This is a genomic window from Salinicoccus sesuvii, assembly GCF_042648145.1.
Taxonomy (GTDB): Bacteria; Bacillota; Bacilli; order Staphylococcales; family Salinicoccaceae; genus Salinicoccus; species Salinicoccus sesuvii.
This window is the reverse complement of record NZ_JBHRWV010000004.1, coordinates 135,717-150,668: the sequence shown is the minus strand read 5'-3', so window position 1 is coordinate 150,668 and position 14,952 is coordinate 135,717. Positions and strand designations below refer to the sequence as shown.

Genomic DNA, 14,952 nt, shown 5'->3' with positions numbered 1-14,952 from the left:
TCCACTTCATGTGATAATTAGATTTTGATACGTAATTAACCTTTCAGAGACATATAGTGAGAGGGGGCCATCTCTGGCGATTCGATAACGATTGCTGTCATTCCGGTATCCGTGTATGTCTTGTGTCTTTCGCCTTTACTCCAGAAAACAGCATCTCCTGCCTCGATGAGTACATCTTTTGATTCATGCCCTTGTACACATCCCTTTCCCGAAACAACGAGTAGCATTTGCGGGACGGCGGCTTCATGGGCTCCAACTACATCGCCAGCCTCTAGGTAGAAGCAACCGATTTGAGCCATTGCTTCTGTCTTTACAATCTTTGATAGGATAAAGTTCGAGTTATAATGCGTAACCTTCTGTCCTTGAGACTTTCTGAAACTATGTATTTTCATGTTTCTCTCCTTTTTTATTCCTTATCATGATCTGATATGCAAAATGTAGTCAGCGAAAAATCCATCAAACGGAAAAACACGTGTTTTAATTTTTTCTTCCAACGCTTCGATGGATTGGTTAACAAAACTGAGAATATGATCCGGGTAGTTGAAAAGCTGGCTGTTGCTCTTAAATTCATCGTAATCCATCAACTTCCAATCCGCATCAGGCATCTTTACGAAATCGACATCCAGATCTACAAAGTGGATCTGTCCATTTTTGTATTCCGATGGCAGAGCAATGTTGCAGTAGTATTCCAAGTCACCATCAGGATGAATGTCGATATTTACTGTGAATCCTTCTTTGAGCGAGAAGAATTCCAGGGAGGGTGTAGGACAAATGTACGTTTGCTTCTTTGTGTAATGACGCAGCTGCCTGCCAGCTCTTCCTTTGACTAGTAAATAGTCTTCCGTTTTTTCTATAATATCGGCATCCCATGAGTAATGCAGGCTACCATCATATTTAAAAGCGGAAATGGTTGTTGTCTCTAGTGACATCATTATCTGCTCTCCTTCCTTGAGTCGAATAGCGCATAACCATCCAGTGCAACCGATCATTCTTACAGTTTGTCCGTATAAAAAGATTATACCAAAAGCGGCTACGTTCCAGCTGTCGTAAAGGAAATGGGCGAGTTGTAGTTTTAATATTAAGTGTCCTTCTGTTTCGGCACTTATAAACATCATTGAGTGTTCTAAGACCTCAAATATATAGTATGCTAAGGTGACTAATCATAAGATCAAAAGTAGATGTCACAGGAGGAATCAAGGTGAAAAACAAGTTCTCGATTGGAGAGATGGCGAAACTCCATAACACGACAGTAAAAACGCTCCACTATTACGATAAGGTGGGGGTATTGAAGCCGGATTATGTGGAATCGAAAAGTGGATACAGGTATTATACAACCGACCAGTTCGAACAGCTTAACACCATCCAGTATTTAAAAGAGCTCGGTTTTAGCTTAAAAGAAATCAAAAGTCACCAGGATCACCGGGATATTGAAGGTTTTTTGGAACTGCTAGAGAAACAGCAGAAGTTGACCGAGGCAAAGATAGAAGAGCTGCAACGTGTAAATCTCAGATTCAAAAATCGCATAGAAGATATCAAGACGGCTCAAAAAATAACGGAACTCGGCATGCCGTTCCTCAAAGAGGTGTCAGAGCGAAAAGTGATCAGATTGATGGAGAAGATCAGTTCTGAGCCTGAGTTGGAAATATCACTGAGACAATTGGAGAACCTGGCAAACCGACACTCTTCAATCTATATCGGCGGTGTGGGGCTTACTATAGAAAGCGATAAAGTGAACCAGCAGGACTTCAATGAATACAACTCGATTTTCATACTGGTTGAAGAAGAAGATGTTTCAGGACCGCTGACAGCGACTTTGCCAGCAGGAAAGTATGCATGTATTTATTTCAGAGGCGATCATACACACTCCCATTTCTACTACAACATCCTGCTCGATTATATAGAGGATAATGGATTACAGGTCATGGGTGACTCCATTGAACGTACCATTATTGACCATTACATCTCCAATTCAAAAGAAAATCACCTTACGGAAATACAAATTCCAATTAATCATTGACCCTCCTCTAACAGGAGGGTTTATTATTTGATGGTGATTGGTCTCAGCTAATCTTAATCAAGGTCATAAAGGAGAAAGAAATGGAAAACTCTAATAATAAAATTTGGTCATGGACATTTATTTTCGTCATGGTATCCAATGCACTTGTATTCATGATTTTCGAGATGCTTTTGCCGACGCTTCCTCTATTTGTTACGAATATTGGGGGTGGACCGAGCCAAGTCGGTCTCGTTACAGGTATTTTCATGGTTTCAGCGATTCTGATACGCCCATTTGCTGGACTGTTCGCAGCGAAGTTTGACAAAAAACTTCTGCTCATTCTAGGGCTTACTGTCATCGCTCTATCGACGGGTGCCTATTATCTTGCCCAAAGTATGCCCGCGTTGCTGGTCATACGGCTGATTCACGGTGCGGGCTTCGGTCTAGTAACCACATACTTCGCCACACTGGCTGCAGAGATCATTCCGAAAGAACGCAGGGGTGAGGGCATTGGATATTTCGGTGTCGGAGAAACAGTTGCGATATCAAGCGGTATTGATGGCAATATTTATTAAGCGTGCACCTGAAGGTAAAGAAAGAGATCGTCACGCAGAAGTGACATTCAAACTGGTGGAGAAACGTGTACTGGTACCTGCGCTCCTTATTCTCCTCGTCGGTATCGCTGCTGGTGGTATCATGTCATTCTTTTCTCTTTATGCACTGGAGAAAGAATTCAACCATGTCGGGTTGTTCTTCCTATTGATTGCCACAGCAAGCTTTATTGTCCGTCTGGTTTCAGGCAGATTGTTTGATAATTATGGTCAGCTGTTATTCTGATACCTGGCTCCTTTTTGTCAGCAGGGGGGGATGCTTCTGCTTTATACGGCGTCCAATGACATCATGATATTCTCAGCAGCACTTCTGTACGGATTTGGTTTCGGTGCTATTTTCCCGGCAATCCAAACATGGTGTATCAATCTAGTCGGAGAACATGAAGATGCGATGGCTTCATTCTTCAACTTCTTCGACCTTGGCATCGGTGGCGGATCATTCCTTCTTGGGCTGATTGCGGCAGCTGGGTCCTACCAGCCCATCTTCATCTTCACAGCACTCATCTACGGCGTATTCCTGGTCGCCTATGTTGGATATGTAGTGAAAAGAAGACAGCGCGTACTTCCCAATGCGACAGATAAGGGCTTGCATTAGAACCATCCGTTTTAAAGAAGCACCCTGTGTAGATACATAGGATGGTTTGACTGTTTTGTATAAAATATTTAAGGAGAATTACAATGAATAACAGAACAGAAATCGGCGCACTCATACTGCGTGTCGTCGCAGGTCTCATCTTTTTGGCACATGGTATTGAAAAATTCCAAGGTAGGATCGGCAATACTGCCAAATGGTTTGGTAGTATCGGCCTGCCTGAATTCTTAGCATATGGTGTCGGTGGACTTGAAGTGCTCGGTGGCATCCTTTTAATTCTTGGACTCGGCGTCCGTATCGTAGGCGCACTCTTTGTCTTGTTGCTGCTCGGTGCAATCATCACAGTTCAACTTGCAGCAGGTTTTGTTGGCGGTTACGCTTACGACTTGGCACTGCTAGCCATCTCGATCTACTTGGTGCTTGGCGGAAGCAGACTGTATGCACTGGATCAAGTGGTTTTTAAAGCAAAAAATAATGGAACTGCCAAATAAAGAAGCATTATAGGTGATGCTCGGATGAATACAACTAAAATAATAATGATTATCGTACTTGTAGCGCTTGCGATATCCATCTTCTTTTTTATAAATACAAGGAGCGAGGAAAACAACATGGCTGTCTACGCTGAAGACCAGGAACCAAGACTCGGCTATGTCGAGCTGCAGGTGTCAGATTTGGACGAATCTGCCCAGTTCTATGAGGATTTGATCGATTTCAGTATTTTAAAGCAAAACGACAACACAGTCGAACTTACCGCTGACGGCACGTCACCGCAGCTGATCCTGACACATGACGACAACTTTGAAGCGCGTTCTCCGAGAACCACAGGCCTATACCATTTAGCAGTTCTGGTACCGACGCGGCAGGATCTCGCTCTGTCCATTCAGCATCTGATGGCATCTGAATATCCGTTGCAGGGCGCTTCCGACCATCAATACAGCGAAGCCCTCTACTTGGCCGATCCGGACGGCAATGGCATCGAAATCTATACAGATCGGGACTCAGCAGAATGGGTACGTGATGACAACGGCGGATACGTTGGTGCGACGGATCAACTCGATCTGGAAAACCTTTTTGCAGAAATCGGGGATGCCAAGTGGAATGGGTTGGCCAACGGTACAAGAATCGGTCATATGCATCTTCAGGCATCGGACCTTGAAGCCTCGGAAGCATTTTATGTGGATGCGCTAGGCTTTGATATAGTCGCACAAGACAGTCATATGCTGTTTGTGTCAAAAGATGCGTATCATCACCACATCGGAATGAATACGTGGATGGGGACAGATATACCAGAGCCTTCAGAAAATACTCTGGGACTGAAGCGCTTCACCTTCCACTTGACCGAAGATGAATATCAGGAAGCGAAAGCCGGACTCACCGAAGGGGATTTCGAGTTCGAAGAGGACAACGAAACACTGACGGTAGAAGATCCAGCTGGAGTTGAACTGAAACTGATTATGAAAAGTGAATAGATGTAATACGAAAGTGTAAGACCAGTTAACATGGGTAGTTCTAACGCTTTTTCAATTCGACAATGTTTTGTCTCAAATATAGATATAAATGGTCCGGTTATTCCTAACCGGACCATTTTTGCATTTCTAGAACTGTATAGAATTTACTCGACTCTAACGGCTGACGTAAGAACAAACACATTGTTTCATAAGAAAGAATAGGGTTTTTGTCAATGATAGAACTTATCTTCCTGCTTTAATTTTAAAGTAACTTTAAGAAACCCGAGGTTTTAATTTGGTAACCATTACCTACATAAAATTTGTGTGCAATGTTTCTTTCTTCCCTATTACCACTATTTAAAATTATTGCGCAACACCCTTTTTCCTTTGCAAGCTCTTCTGATTCTCTCAATAATATTCTGCCCAATCCTTGATTCTGATATTCTGATTTGATGACAAAAGCTAATATTCTCATGTAGTGATCTTCTTTTTCATAAAACATCATTTTACATAAACCACTAAATCCTACTATTTCGTCCTCCTTGATTAGAAGTAAGAACGTATAATCTTCATGCTCAATTATTTTAGCAAGTAGCTCTCTCAACTTTTTCATTGTGATTGGATATCCTAAATCTTTGTAAAGGGGCATTAGCGCCTTTAGGGTTGGTAAATCATTTTCTTTTAAAATTTTAACGTGTGACGACATGGATAGCCTCCATAAAAAGTTAGTTCAAAACGTACTCTCATTTGTGCTTTTTGACAAAGTCGTTTCTTTACTATTTCTTTGTTCTTCGCTTTGTAATTATTTGGTATATTATAATTATAACTAATTTTAATTAACTTTTCAGAAAAGTAGGTGATTTCATGTGGATTAGAGAAGCAACAATGGCCGATGCTAGTGGAATTGCGAAAGTCCATGTAGATAGTTGGAGGACAACTTACAAAGGAATTGTCCCTGACGAATACTTAAGCAACTTATCTTATGAGCAACGCAAAGATTTGTGGCAAAAGAACATAGGAAGGAAAAATAACTATGTCCTAGTAGCTGAAAACTCAGAAGAACAAATTGTAGGATTTGCTGATGCTTGGAAAAGAGAAAACAATTTTGAACAGAACTCAATTGACTTAACTTCCATCTATCTTTTGGACAGCTATCAAGGAAAAGGTGTTGGAAAAAAGCTATTAGGTATGCTATTTCAGTACTTTAATCAAGAAAATTACAATAAGGTTTTTGTGGAAGTTCTTGAAGAAAACAACACACGTTTCTTTTACGAATATTATGGTGCATGTTTAGTCGAGACTATTCAGATTGAAGTGGGTGGTAAGACACTTAACGAGTCAATCTATGTCTGGAAAGACGTAAAAGAAGTTCTTGAACAAATACGGACTTAAATAAAACCGAAGGGATAGGTATATATGGAAAATTTAAATTTATACTTGCAAGTAAGTACCATTCGAAACAACAGTGAGACCAATGCGGAATAGAAGTGCGGTGGTCATAGTTGAGAGTGGAAACAAGGTTACACTGATAAAGAGGATCAGAAATGGATCTGTCTACTATGTGTTTCCTGGTGGAGGGATCGAAACGGGAGAAACACCAGAAGACGCGGCAAAGAGAGAGACGTTTGAAGAATTGGGTGTGGAAGTGAAAATCGGCGAGTGTGTCGCAGAAGTAGACTTCGACGGCGCCCAGTACTTTTTCTTGGCTGAAATCCTCGAGGGCATGTTTGGTTCTGGCCAAGGAGAGGAGTACAGTAATCCTAGGAGGAACAGAGGGAAGTATATACCGATGTGGGTTGATATAGAGAAACTGTCCTCCATTGACGTCAGGCCAACATCAGTGGCGCTAAAAATTCAGGACTTGTATAGCTAAGATGTGCAGTTTTGAGTGTTGCTTAATCTAGGAGAAATGTGTCTTGAAGCTTTAGTTGTTGTATAAAACCAAGGAGAGTGGCCAAATGAATACTTATCTAAAATTAAGTGATATTTCCCTAAGACCGTTGTATCATTCAGATTTTCCAAATGTGCTGAAATGGACCAAAGATAAGGCATTCTGTCACGCTAATGGGTGGGCCTTAGATAGAAGTGAAGTAGAGTTGCGCCAATGGTGGAGTAATCAAGTCGACAATAGAGACAAGACTTTCAGTCGAAAAGGAATAGAAGTGAAAGGGAAGTTAATCGGGTATATCGATATAGCACTCTTGGATAAAGATATAGCGGAGTTGGGAATCGCAATAGGAGAGCGCATGCTATGGGGAAAAGGAATCGGACCAAAGGTCGTGCGACATGCGATGGATATCGCTCATAAAGATCTTGGAATCATAACTTTCAATGCTGAAACACACGAGAAAAATACAAGAGCCAGAAATATGCTTAAGAAACTGGATTTTAAAGAGATCGACTCTGATGAGTCTGAAGAACAGTTTGGACCGAGTAATGGAACGATAATGTATCAATTGAAGCTGGAGGAGACAACTGAGTGACACACTTTGACTTGAGCCTATTCAACAAAGAAAGAGATTTTGATTCTTTCTACAACTTTATAATGAAAAACACAGCCTATTTTACAGAGTATATTAACGAAGCTCCTTCTTTTGAAGAAGTAGAGGCCGAATTCCTTTTGGACGTTCCACCAGGTGTGGATATTGAAAACAAGAAAGTGTACGTAATCTATCAGGAGCAGCGCATGATCGGTTTTTTGGATATTCTATTCAATTACCCGGAAACATCGACCTGCATGATCGGCTATCTGGTCATTGATCAGACGCATAGAAATCAAGGGATTGGACAACTGGTGTATGACCAAACTTCTGCTTATATTAAAACAAAGAATATACAAAAGGTAAGACTCAGTGTCGTCGAAGATAATAAGCCAGCAATAAAGATGTGGGAGAAACAAGGGTTTGAAATAGCGGATGAAGTGATTACAGAGTATGGCGTACAGCTAATGATGGAGATTAAGTTGTAAGCACATTTGATTGGACAGAAACCAACTATATATGTTCTTTTGTGGGAGTAACGACTAGATGGCAAAGGGGAAAATTACGTGGAACTGGCGATTATAGTAATTGCGGTTGGTCTCGGTATCTTCGGCTAAAAATGGTTGGTGGGAGATAGGACTGGGCGCATTATTCTTGAGTTGGATGACAGGTACAGTGACCATAATGCGTATATGAAGGCAGTAGAACAAGAACTCTCTGCACAGGGAAGACAGGTGGAGTATAAAGATAAGGGCAGGTTCTTGATTGATGGACAGACCTACATCTTGATAGAGCATAATGTGTCCATGGGTCCTGGGGTGGTACAAAGGACGATTTTGGCGCCAGAGAAGTGAAATAGTACGCGTATGGGTGAAGAATAATACATTTAACGGTTAATGTACGAGTATTGGTTTCGAAATCCTAAACTAGATATCCCCAGATATAATAGGTGATAAGATATGAGTCATATAACAATAAGAGCAATAGATGAGAATAACCTGAATCATGTGAGAAAAATACAGGTGAAGGCGCATCAGAGGGATTTTATAGAAACAGTAGATGAGTGTCTAGAAGAAGCGGAGCTCCATAAAGAGTGGCGTCCAGTATCGATTTATTCTGACGATGATATAGTAGGCTTCGCTATGTATGGTGCATTCGGTGAAAATCCAGATGTTTGGATAGATAGAATAATCATAGATGATAACCATCAGAGGAAGGGGTTTGGCACGGCAGCTATCCAGCAACTCATAGAAATAGTTACAAATAAATATGATGTTCGAACAGTCTATCTCAGTTTTACACCAGATAATCACTTTGCGAAGCAGTTATATGAGAAGTTGGGCTTCAGATTCACAGAGGAGTATGATCCTGCAGGTGAGTTGATCTATGAATACGACCTTACGCATTAAACAAAGAATAGAAACAAAAATCGCTGTATCTAAATACGCCATGAGTGAAAAATGTGCGTTTAGATACAGCGATTTAATTGTTTATAACGCTACTCGACTTCTACATTCCGCATATCATAAAGATCATCCCAACCAATCTCAAGATTATCTATGCTGTTGTGATATGCATTAAGGTACTCTGAGTGCCTAACAAAAATTGCCGGTGCTTCTTCGACGAGCAATTCTTGTGCATCCATGTAAATTTGCTCACGTGCATCGGTATCAAATTCTCGTCTGCCTTCATCGAGTAGCTGGTCGAAATCATCATTTTTAAAGAAGGAGCGATTACCTTGTGCACCGACCATATCAGAGTGGAATAGTGTAGTCAGGAGTTCTTCTGGATCTGCTGTTGAGTTGGACCATCCCATTACGAACATATCGTGTTCTCCGTTGCCTGTCATTTCGAGATAAGTGCCCCATTCAATCTGTCGGATATTAACGTTGATACTCAGTTCTTCAAGAGATTCTTGCAACCAAATAGACATGTTCAATCTTTCCGGATTATCTTCATTGACCATAAGTGTCATATCGAAGCCATCTTCATAGCCGGCTTCCGTCAACAGTGTTTTTGCACGATCCATATCATAACCTAAAGGCTCGAGATTTTCGTCATACCCGAGTGTATTGGGTGCCAATGCTGCTACAGCTGGAGTTCCAGAATTATTGAAGACTCCTTCAAACACTGCTTGATTATCAAAGGCGAGCGTAACGGCTTGTCGCACTCTGACATCGTCAAATGGCGCTTTTTCAGTGTTAAAACCGATAAAATCAATGGCTAGTGCATCTGTTCTCGTCAGAGTTACATCGGGATTATTTTCAATGCGGTCGATGTTGCTAGACTCGACCCTTTGAATAAAATTAGAGGCGCCTGTTTCTATTTCAGCAATTCTGGACCCTGTTTCAGAAACTGCTTTATAAGTTGCAGAACTTAAGGAAGGCGGACCATCCCAATATTCTTCGTTCGCAACAATCCTAGTGCTTTCACCAGGAGACCGGCTGTCAAATTTCATGTAGTTGGTGCCGATGGGGCCTTGCTCAATCAAAGTGCCGACATACTCAGAAATGTTCTCAGAGGCGTCTTCGTATTCTTGTCCACCATCTTCCCGTGCTTCTTTGTATTCATCGAGAGTCATATCAATACCTGCTTCATCAAGAGCATTTTGATAATCTGAATCGATCAATTCCTTGCTCATCATTTTACCTGCACCGTGTGTCAGGTTATTAAGTAAAGGGGCGAACGGATATTCAGTGATAAGTTCCACTGTATAGTCGTCAACGACATTCACTTCTTCTATCATATTCAGAACAAAGTTTCTTGGAGAAGCGACTGCGGCGTCTTGTAGACGATCTAGGTTGGCTTCAACAACTTCCGCGTTAAACGTTGACCCATCGTGGAATGTTACATCTTCGCGGAGCGTAAACTCCCAAGTGACGTCGTCGATTTGTTCCCATTCTGTTGCGAGTACTGGAGTAATCTCCAAATTCTCATCTTGAGTGACTAATCCCTCATAAAGAGTATTGCGTAGTTGCTCTGAAGGGGTATCATTGCTGCCATGCGCGTCCATAGAAACGATATCAGTTGGAAAAGCCAACGTAATATCTCCTTCAGTTGCTGTCTCGTCTCCTTCACTATTGCCTTCTATCCCCTCTGTGACATCACCATCGTTTGTACAAGCAGATAGAACAACTAACATTACGCCTATTAAAATTATTCTCCAAGACTGTGTCATTCAGTCCCTCCTTTTTAGTGGTTACCTAGACTGCATATAAGTCATATCATACCGTAGTCTAATTATTCTTTCAATATGGAATATTCTGATATTTATTTGACATGAGTTCTTATTAATCCTAGTATTGAATTAGATGAGTCAGTTTTTGAGTATTAAAAACAAGAAGGAGAATACGATATGTTGCTTTCAATACCTAAGTATGAATACAAAAAAAGGCAAGAAGACTTTAAAACAAAGATGAGGCATGCGAACTGTGAGTGTAGTATTATTTTTTCACCCACCAATATTTTCTATTTAACCGGATTTCATTTCCATCCGACTGAACGACCAATGTGTTTGTTCGTTGATCCGAAGGGTGGATATAATCTATTTGTACCGGCCCTCGAACACGAACATGCGGAGTATTATAGTGTAATCGATGGCGTTTTTTCTTATCCTGAGTATCCAGGATTGAAGCACCCCATGTTGCATTTGAAAGATACGCTCGAGAACAATGATTTTTCAAATAAAAGCATTGGATACGACTCAATGGGATACGGTTCCCCAATGGGATACAGAGGACCAACCTTGGATGAATTGATCGATTCGAAATCATTTGTTTCACTATATGGATCAGTTGAAGAGATGAGATACATAAAATCTGATAACGAGATTGAATTGATAAAAGAATCCTGTAGGTGGGGGAACCTGGCGCATAGTCTGCTACAGAAGTATACAGCCGCCGGGCTTTCAGAAATTGAAGTGACAAATAAAGCATCCATGGAAGCAACGATCGCAATGGTGGAGACACTAGGTCCGGATTATACTCCGCATGGGACACCGACATCAGCATTCTACAGAGGGCAGATCGGAGAAGAATCGGCTTTCCCTCATGCAGTAACCCAAAACAAGAAGTTTAAAAAAGGAGATACTCTGGTCACAGCAGCCCTCTCCAGTGTGTTTGGCTACAATAGTGAACTGGAGCGTGTGATGTTTGTCGAGGAGTATACTAGAGATCAAGAGAAGTACTTCAAGCATATGTATGAAGCGCAAGAAGTGGCATTTAGTGCGATAAAGCCTGGTAAAACTTACGCATCTGTTGAACAAGAAGTGCAGAATTATTTTAAAGAAGCGGGTGTCACACACCTTACGAAACACCACACAGGCCATAACATTGGATTGCTCGGACATGAAGCACCATTTTTTGATCTCGGCGATGAAACAGTAATGGAAGCGGGCATGGTGGTCACAGTGGAACCAGGGATATACGTAGAAAAACTAGGTGGATTCAGACATTCGGATACGGTATTAATTACAGAAACCGGCATGGAGATGCTCACTTACTACCCGAGGAATATTGAAGCTCTGATTTGTTAATGGTGATAGAGAAAATCATACTATCTGATTCTGTGAGATAGGTCAGAAAGTAATTGATTAGATCAATGTTTCAAGGAGATACTATTCAAGTGCTTACTCGAAAAATCTAAAAAGTGAACCTTTAATTGAATGCGCTTACATTGAATAGAAAAGTTGATTCATGTAAGATAAAGTTACAACTTAATAAACAATTTACTACAAAAGGGGTTTTGTAAATGGCGAGATTAGAGGGTAAGATTGCAGTGATTACAGGCGGAGCTGGTGGTATGGGTAAAGTTCACGCGAAACTTTTCGTTAACGAGGGCGCCAAAGTAGTCATTGCCGATCTAGGAGTTTCTGATGGGAAAAAGACGGCTGAGGAACTTGGGGATAATGCAATGTTTATTGAACTTGATGTTACCGATGAAAACAACTGGATGAAGTTAGTTGAAGAGACAGAGAGCGCATTCGGACCAATCAATATACTGGTAAATAATGCAGGTATTGTCGTATCTAAATCAATTGAAGACACCACGTTGGAAGACTTTCGCAAGACAAGTATGATAAACCAAGATGGTGTTTTTCTAGGTATGAAGTATGTTTTACCATCGATGAAAAAAGCCAATAACGGATCTATTGTCAATATATCTTCTATTTCTGGTATGGTGGGCAGTGCGAATACGAGTGCTTATATTGCATCCAAATTCGCAGTCAGGGGACTTACGAAAGCTGCCGCGGTAGAATTTGCTCCACATGGTATTCGGGTCAACTCAGTACATCCAGGTACAATACGCACACCAATGACAGAGCAAGAAGATGTAAGAGAAATGGTAAAGGCGTTGGAAGAGAAAATTCCACTTAGTCGTATGGCCGAGCCAGAAGAGATTTCCAATCTAGTATTGTACCTGGCTTCCGACGAGTCAAGCTATTCTACAGGAACAGAATTTGTTGCAGATGGTGGTTTGATACAGCAGATGTAAAGTGACTATGTGGCATTAGTTCTAGTGAAAGTATCAATGTTAAAACTTAAAAGACACGTATGATATGTTGAATGAGTGTATCATACGTGTCTTTTTATAGAATTATTTTGATATCCTTTATTTTATTCTGAGGCCTGTATAAGCTAGTAACATAAATAAAATACAGCTGAAATCTAAGCTTTTGTACGATAGTCCAGATTGTGTTTCTGCAGTGTTTCATCTTTGCCAAACAGGAAGTGTTTTTCCATGTCAGGAGAATACTTTGAATTGACGGTTTCTACTCCGACAGCCTCGGCAACAGATCGAAGCATGGCGGGTGAGGCACCACAGCATAATCCGATATAGTTTACGCCAATAGCGTGTGCCTTCTTTGCCCACTCAGCGAGCTCATAACGGTTATGATAGAGTGGATCTAGTGAAGTGGGAAAGGTTGTTTCGAGTGGCAGGTGGCAGCTGCACCCACCGTCTGGCAAATTGAAGAAAGTCGGATGTGCTTCTGTAGTGCGGTAGGGAATCGGCAGTCCGCCGACATAGCCACCCACCACTTCACATATCTTTTCAAGATAGGGCTGCATGGTGTCTGGCCCACGGAAGCAGTTCATACCCACTACCAGCGCACCTTTCTCAGAAAGTATTCTACATGACTCTTCAACGGTAAAGCCATCTCTTAATATGTTTTCTCCCATGAGCCCCAAAGTGATAACAGCCGGTATTTCTTGCTTTTGAATCTCTTCTAGGGCAATCACTGCTTCTTCATGATAATAGAAGGTTTCTCCGTTGATGTAGTCCACTTCCTCTTCTTTACACCATTGAACCATCTCTTTGAACATGCTTCTTACCTGGTCTTTGGATTCCGGGTTATCCGGATTAAAAAGATTTGTATTGGAGATATTGCCTGCGACCAGTGCTTCTTCTACTGGATGCTCCTTTGCAACTTCCTTTGCCAACCTAATGGCATTTCTATTCAAAGGTTCCAACAGCTCTTCTTTACCAATGATTCTCATTTTCTCCCTGTGGGCGTTATAAGTGAAAGCCAGAACCACGTCGGAACCAGCATTCATAAAGTCACGGTACGTCTGCTTGAGTGCTTCCGGATTGTCCAATGCCACCTCGGGTACAAAAGAACCTGCCTGCAAATAGCCTCTACGTTCTAATTCGAATAAATATCCTTCACCTGCAATTACTGGTCCAGCTTTTAGTCTCTCTTCTAAATTACGCTTCATATGAATTGCCTCCTTATAATTAAAGAGAAGGTTTGAAAACTTCAATAACCTTATCTTTTTTGATTAAGGTAAGTCTATCATGATATGCATAGTGTAAAATAATACTGATATTTCATGGTTGGATATAGTGTAAGACTATAACCTAACGTTAAGTGTTTGAGATGTCTTTGTAAAACGATTAAGAATTTGCTTCTGCAGTGTTATTTGATATTAGGAATAGGTCGGTGAAGATTTTAGGTATAATTGATTTAACAAGCAGAATAAACAAAATTGACCTTAAGATTGTTGTTCTGTAAAGTTTAAATAAGAATTTAGTTAGGGGAAGTGATTAGAGTTAATAACTTAAAAAATCAATTTAAGTTTATGTTCTACCATTTTGTTAATGAATTAGATTCTGCAGAAAAAACTACCAATAAGTATAGATTGAGGGGTGAACTACCCTTTAAAAAAATAAAGTTTGATAAGTATGATAAATTTCGGACACAATCATTTTTCTATTTTACTAGATTAAATAACATTGTTGGTGATTCTCAAAACCATTCTGTTTCTTACAAAATGTTGAGAAAGAGAATTGAGAAGGAATTAGATATTGAATTACCTAAAATCAATCAAGGAAGTAAAGAGATAATAAATACTTTTTATAATCAAAGGAATTGGACCGTACATTTCACAAAATATGAGCTTCAAGCAGAGTTGGATTTAAACCCTAGTAGATACGATGACCATAGACATACAGTTGGCCGACCTAAATATGTAACAAGAGAGTTATATTTAGATTTGATACATTCTAATTGGAGCGAAATTAACAAAGCTAGAATTATTCGCAATCTAATCCTCCAAGATTATTTCAAACTTTTTGGAGAATACCCGCAGATACATCGTAATAAAGGATACACAATTGATCTCAGTAGTCTCGAAAAAGCTGAAAGATCGTTTGAATACTCAAAGAAGAAGCCTTAGAGAAAGTAATGAGTAATTAAATGTAAACGAATGAATAGATTTATATCTTTCATGAATAATTTATAGAAGATTTCAAAATTAGTTTGATTTAGCATGTATTTAAGTGTAAATATCTATGGAATTATCATTAATTGTTTATGTAAGTTTTA

Annotated in this window: 17 protein-coding genes and 1 pseudogene; 13 read left to right on the top strand and 5 right to left on the bottom strand. The window is 40.4% G+C overall.

Going from position 1 to position 14,952, the window contains the following annotated elements; all coding sequences use genetic code 11:
* Positions 1-35 precede the first annotated feature (35 nt).
* The gene (locus ACFOJ8_RS05260) at positions 36-392 is read right to left on the bottom strand and encodes a cupin domain-containing protein (RefSeq protein WP_380652509.1); all 357 of its coding nucleotides are present in this window, start codon (positions 390-392) and stop codon (positions 36-38) included.
* 24 nt (positions 393-416) lie between these two features.
* A complete protein-coding gene (locus tag ACFOJ8_RS05255) occupies positions 417-932 on the bottom strand; it encodes a DUF402 domain-containing protein (protein ID WP_380652511.1) in 516 nt (171 codons plus the stop codon).
* Between the two features lie 266 nt (positions 933-1,198).
* Here ACFOJ8_RS05255 and ACFOJ8_RS05250 point away from each other — a divergent pair, with 266 nt between their 5' ends.
* From ACFOJ8_RS05250 to ACFOJ8_RS05235, 4 genes and pseudogenes are all read left to right on the top strand, one after another.
* Complete coding sequence (locus ACFOJ8_RS05250; protein WP_380652513.1) at positions 1,199-2,017, top strand: MerR family transcriptional regulator; 819 nt, start codon at positions 1,199-1,201, stop codon at positions 2,015-2,017.
* A gap of 80 nt (positions 2,018-2,097) precedes the next feature.
* A pseudogene (locus ACFOJ8_RS05245) lies at positions 2,098-3,202 on the top strand (MFS transporter).
* Between the two features lie 83 nt (positions 3,203-3,285).
* The gene (locus ACFOJ8_RS05240; RefSeq protein ID WP_380652516.1) at positions 3,286-3,690 is read left to right on the top strand and encodes a DoxX family protein; all 405 of its coding nucleotides are present in this window, start codon (positions 3,286-3,288) and stop codon (positions 3,688-3,690) included.
* Positions 3,691-3,714: 24 nt separating this feature from the next.
* Positions 3,715-4,668, top strand: a complete 954-nt coding sequence (locus tag ACFOJ8_RS05235; RefSeq protein ID WP_380652518.1) for a VOC family protein — start codon at positions 3,715-3,717, stop codon at positions 4,666-4,668.
* 241 nt (positions 4,669-4,909) lie between these two features.
* Here ACFOJ8_RS05235 and ACFOJ8_RS05230 read toward each other — a convergent pair whose 3' ends face one another.
* Positions 4,910-5,353: a GNAT family N-acetyltransferase gene (locus ACFOJ8_RS05230; protein WP_380652521.1), complete on the bottom strand. Its 444-nt coding sequence runs from the start codon at positions 5,351-5,353 to the stop codon at positions 4,910-4,912.
* A gap of 158 nt (positions 5,354-5,511) precedes the next feature.
* On the opposite strand from ACFOJ8_RS05230, the gene ACFOJ8_RS05225 reads away from it, so the two are divergent.
* From ACFOJ8_RS05225 to ACFOJ8_RS05200, 6 genes are all read left to right on the top strand, one after another.
* Positions 5,512-6,039, top strand: coding sequence for a GNAT family N-acetyltransferase (locus tag ACFOJ8_RS05225; RefSeq protein WP_380652524.1), 528 nt, complete (start codon positions 5,512-5,514; stop codon positions 6,037-6,039).
* Between the two features lie 82 nt (positions 6,040-6,121).
* Positions 6,122-6,520, top strand: a complete 399-nt coding sequence (locus ACFOJ8_RS05220) for an NUDIX hydrolase (protein ID WP_380652527.1) — start codon at positions 6,122-6,124, stop codon at positions 6,518-6,520.
* An 85-nt stretch (positions 6,521-6,605) separates the two neighbouring features.
* On the top strand, positions 6,606-7,130 hold the full coding sequence (locus tag ACFOJ8_RS05215) for a GNAT family N-acetyltransferase (RefSeq protein ID WP_380652529.1): 525 nt from the start codon (positions 6,606-6,608) through the stop codon (positions 7,128-7,130).
* Positions 7,127-7,615, top strand: a complete 489-nt coding sequence (locus tag ACFOJ8_RS05210; protein ID WP_380652531.1) for a GNAT family N-acetyltransferase — start codon at positions 7,127-7,129, stop codon at positions 7,613-7,615. Before ACFOJ8_RS05215 ends, ACFOJ8_RS05210 begins: the two co-directional genes overlap by 4 nt.
* A 138-nt stretch (positions 7,616-7,753) precedes the next feature.
* Positions 7,754-7,981 carry a hypothetical protein gene (locus tag ACFOJ8_RS05205; RefSeq protein WP_380652533.1) on the top strand — a complete coding sequence of 76 codons (228 nt, stop codon included), beginning with the start codon at positions 7,754-7,756 and terminating at the stop codon, positions 7,979-7,981.
* A 105-nt stretch (positions 7,982-8,086) separates the two neighbouring features.
* A complete protein-coding gene (locus ACFOJ8_RS05200; RefSeq protein WP_380652535.1) occupies positions 8,087-8,536 on the top strand; it encodes a GNAT family N-acetyltransferase in 450 nt (149 codons plus the stop codon).
* Positions 8,537-8,625: 89 nt separating this feature from the next.
* On the opposite strand, the gene ACFOJ8_RS05195 is transcribed toward ACFOJ8_RS05200, so the two are convergent.
* Positions 8,626-10,305: a glutathione ABC transporter substrate-binding protein gene (locus ACFOJ8_RS05195; RefSeq protein WP_380652537.1), complete on the bottom strand. Its 1,680-nt coding sequence runs from the start codon at positions 10,303-10,305 to the stop codon at positions 8,626-8,628.
* A gap of 177 nt (positions 10,306-10,482) precedes the next feature.
* Between ACFOJ8_RS05195 and ACFOJ8_RS05190 the strand changes: the two genes are divergently transcribed.
* Both ACFOJ8_RS05190 and ACFOJ8_RS05185 read left to right on the top strand, forming a co-directional pair.
* The gene (locus ACFOJ8_RS05190) at positions 10,483-11,661 is read left to right on the top strand and encodes a M24 family metallopeptidase (RefSeq protein WP_380652539.1); all 1,179 of its coding nucleotides are present in this window, start codon (positions 10,483-10,485) and stop codon (positions 11,659-11,661) included.
* Between the two features lie 215 nt (positions 11,662-11,876).
* Complete coding sequence (locus tag ACFOJ8_RS05185; RefSeq protein WP_380652541.1) at positions 11,877-12,620, top strand: glucose 1-dehydrogenase; 744 nt, start codon at positions 11,877-11,879, stop codon at positions 12,618-12,620.
* Between the two features lie 173 nt (positions 12,621-12,793).
* Here ACFOJ8_RS05185 and ACFOJ8_RS05180 read toward each other — a convergent pair whose 3' ends face one another.
* A complete protein-coding gene (locus tag ACFOJ8_RS05180) occupies positions 12,794-13,843 on the bottom strand; it encodes a homocysteine S-methyltransferase family protein (protein ID WP_380652543.1) in 1,050 nt (349 codons plus the stop codon).
* A gap of 324 nt (positions 13,844-14,167) precedes the next feature.
* On the opposite strand from ACFOJ8_RS05180, the gene ACFOJ8_RS05175 reads away from it, so the two are divergent.
* Positions 14,168-14,803 (top strand): hypothetical protein, encoded by a 636-nt coding sequence (locus ACFOJ8_RS05175; RefSeq protein WP_380652545.1) that lies wholly within the window; start codon positions 14,168-14,170, stop codon positions 14,801-14,803.
* The last annotated feature ends 149 nt before the right edge of the window (positions 14,804-14,952 follow it).

Excerpts from the sequence above, each read along its gene's own strand:
- ACFOJ8_RS05220 (WP_380652527.1), top strand. The coding sequence starts at position 6,122 with ATGCGGAATAGAAGTGCGGTGGTCATAGTTGAGAGTGGAAACAAGGTT.
- ACFOJ8_RS05240 (WP_380652516.1), top strand. The coding sequence starts at position 3,286 with ATGAATAACAGAACAGAAATCGGCGCACTCATACTGCGTGTCGTCGCA.
- ACFOJ8_RS05255 (WP_380652511.1), bottom strand. The coding sequence starts at position 932 with ATGATGTCACTAGAGACAACAACCATTTCCGCTTTTAAATATGATGGT.
- ACFOJ8_RS05235 (WP_380652518.1), top strand. The coding sequence starts at position 3,715 with ATGAATACAACTAAAATAATAATGATTATCGTACTTGTAGCGCTTGCG.
- ACFOJ8_RS05195 (WP_380652537.1), bottom strand. The coding sequence starts at position 10,305 with ATGACACAGTCTTGGAGAATAATTTTAATAGGCGTAATGTTAGTTGTT.
- ACFOJ8_RS05215 (WP_380652529.1), top strand. The coding sequence starts at position 6,606 with ATGAATACTTATCTAAAATTAAGTGATATTTCCCTAAGACCGTTGTAT.
- ACFOJ8_RS05225 (WP_380652524.1), top strand. The coding sequence starts at position 5,512 with ATGTGGATTAGAGAAGCAACAATGGCCGATGCTAGTGGAATTGCGAAA.
- ACFOJ8_RS05185 (WP_380652541.1), top strand. The coding sequence starts at position 11,877 with ATGGCGAGATTAGAGGGTAAGATTGCAGTGATTACAGGCGGAGCTGGT.
- ACFOJ8_RS05200 (WP_380652535.1), top strand. The coding sequence starts at position 8,087 with ATGAGTCATATAACAATAAGAGCAATAGATGAGAATAACCTGAATCAT.
- ACFOJ8_RS05180 (WP_380652543.1), bottom strand. The coding sequence starts at position 13,843 with ATGAAGCGTAATTTAGAAGAGAGACTAAAAGCTGGACCAGTAATTGCA.
- ACFOJ8_RS05260 (WP_380652509.1), bottom strand. The coding sequence starts at position 392 with ATGAAAATACATAGTTTCAGAAAGTCTCAAGGACAGAAGGTTACGCAT.
- ACFOJ8_RS05190 (WP_380652539.1), top strand. The coding sequence starts at position 10,483 with ATGTTGCTTTCAATACCTAAGTATGAATACAAAAAAAGGCAAGAAGAC.
- ACFOJ8_RS05230 (WP_380652521.1), bottom strand. The coding sequence starts at position 5,353 with ATGTCGTCACACGTTAAAATTTTAAAAGAAAATGATTTACCAACCCTA.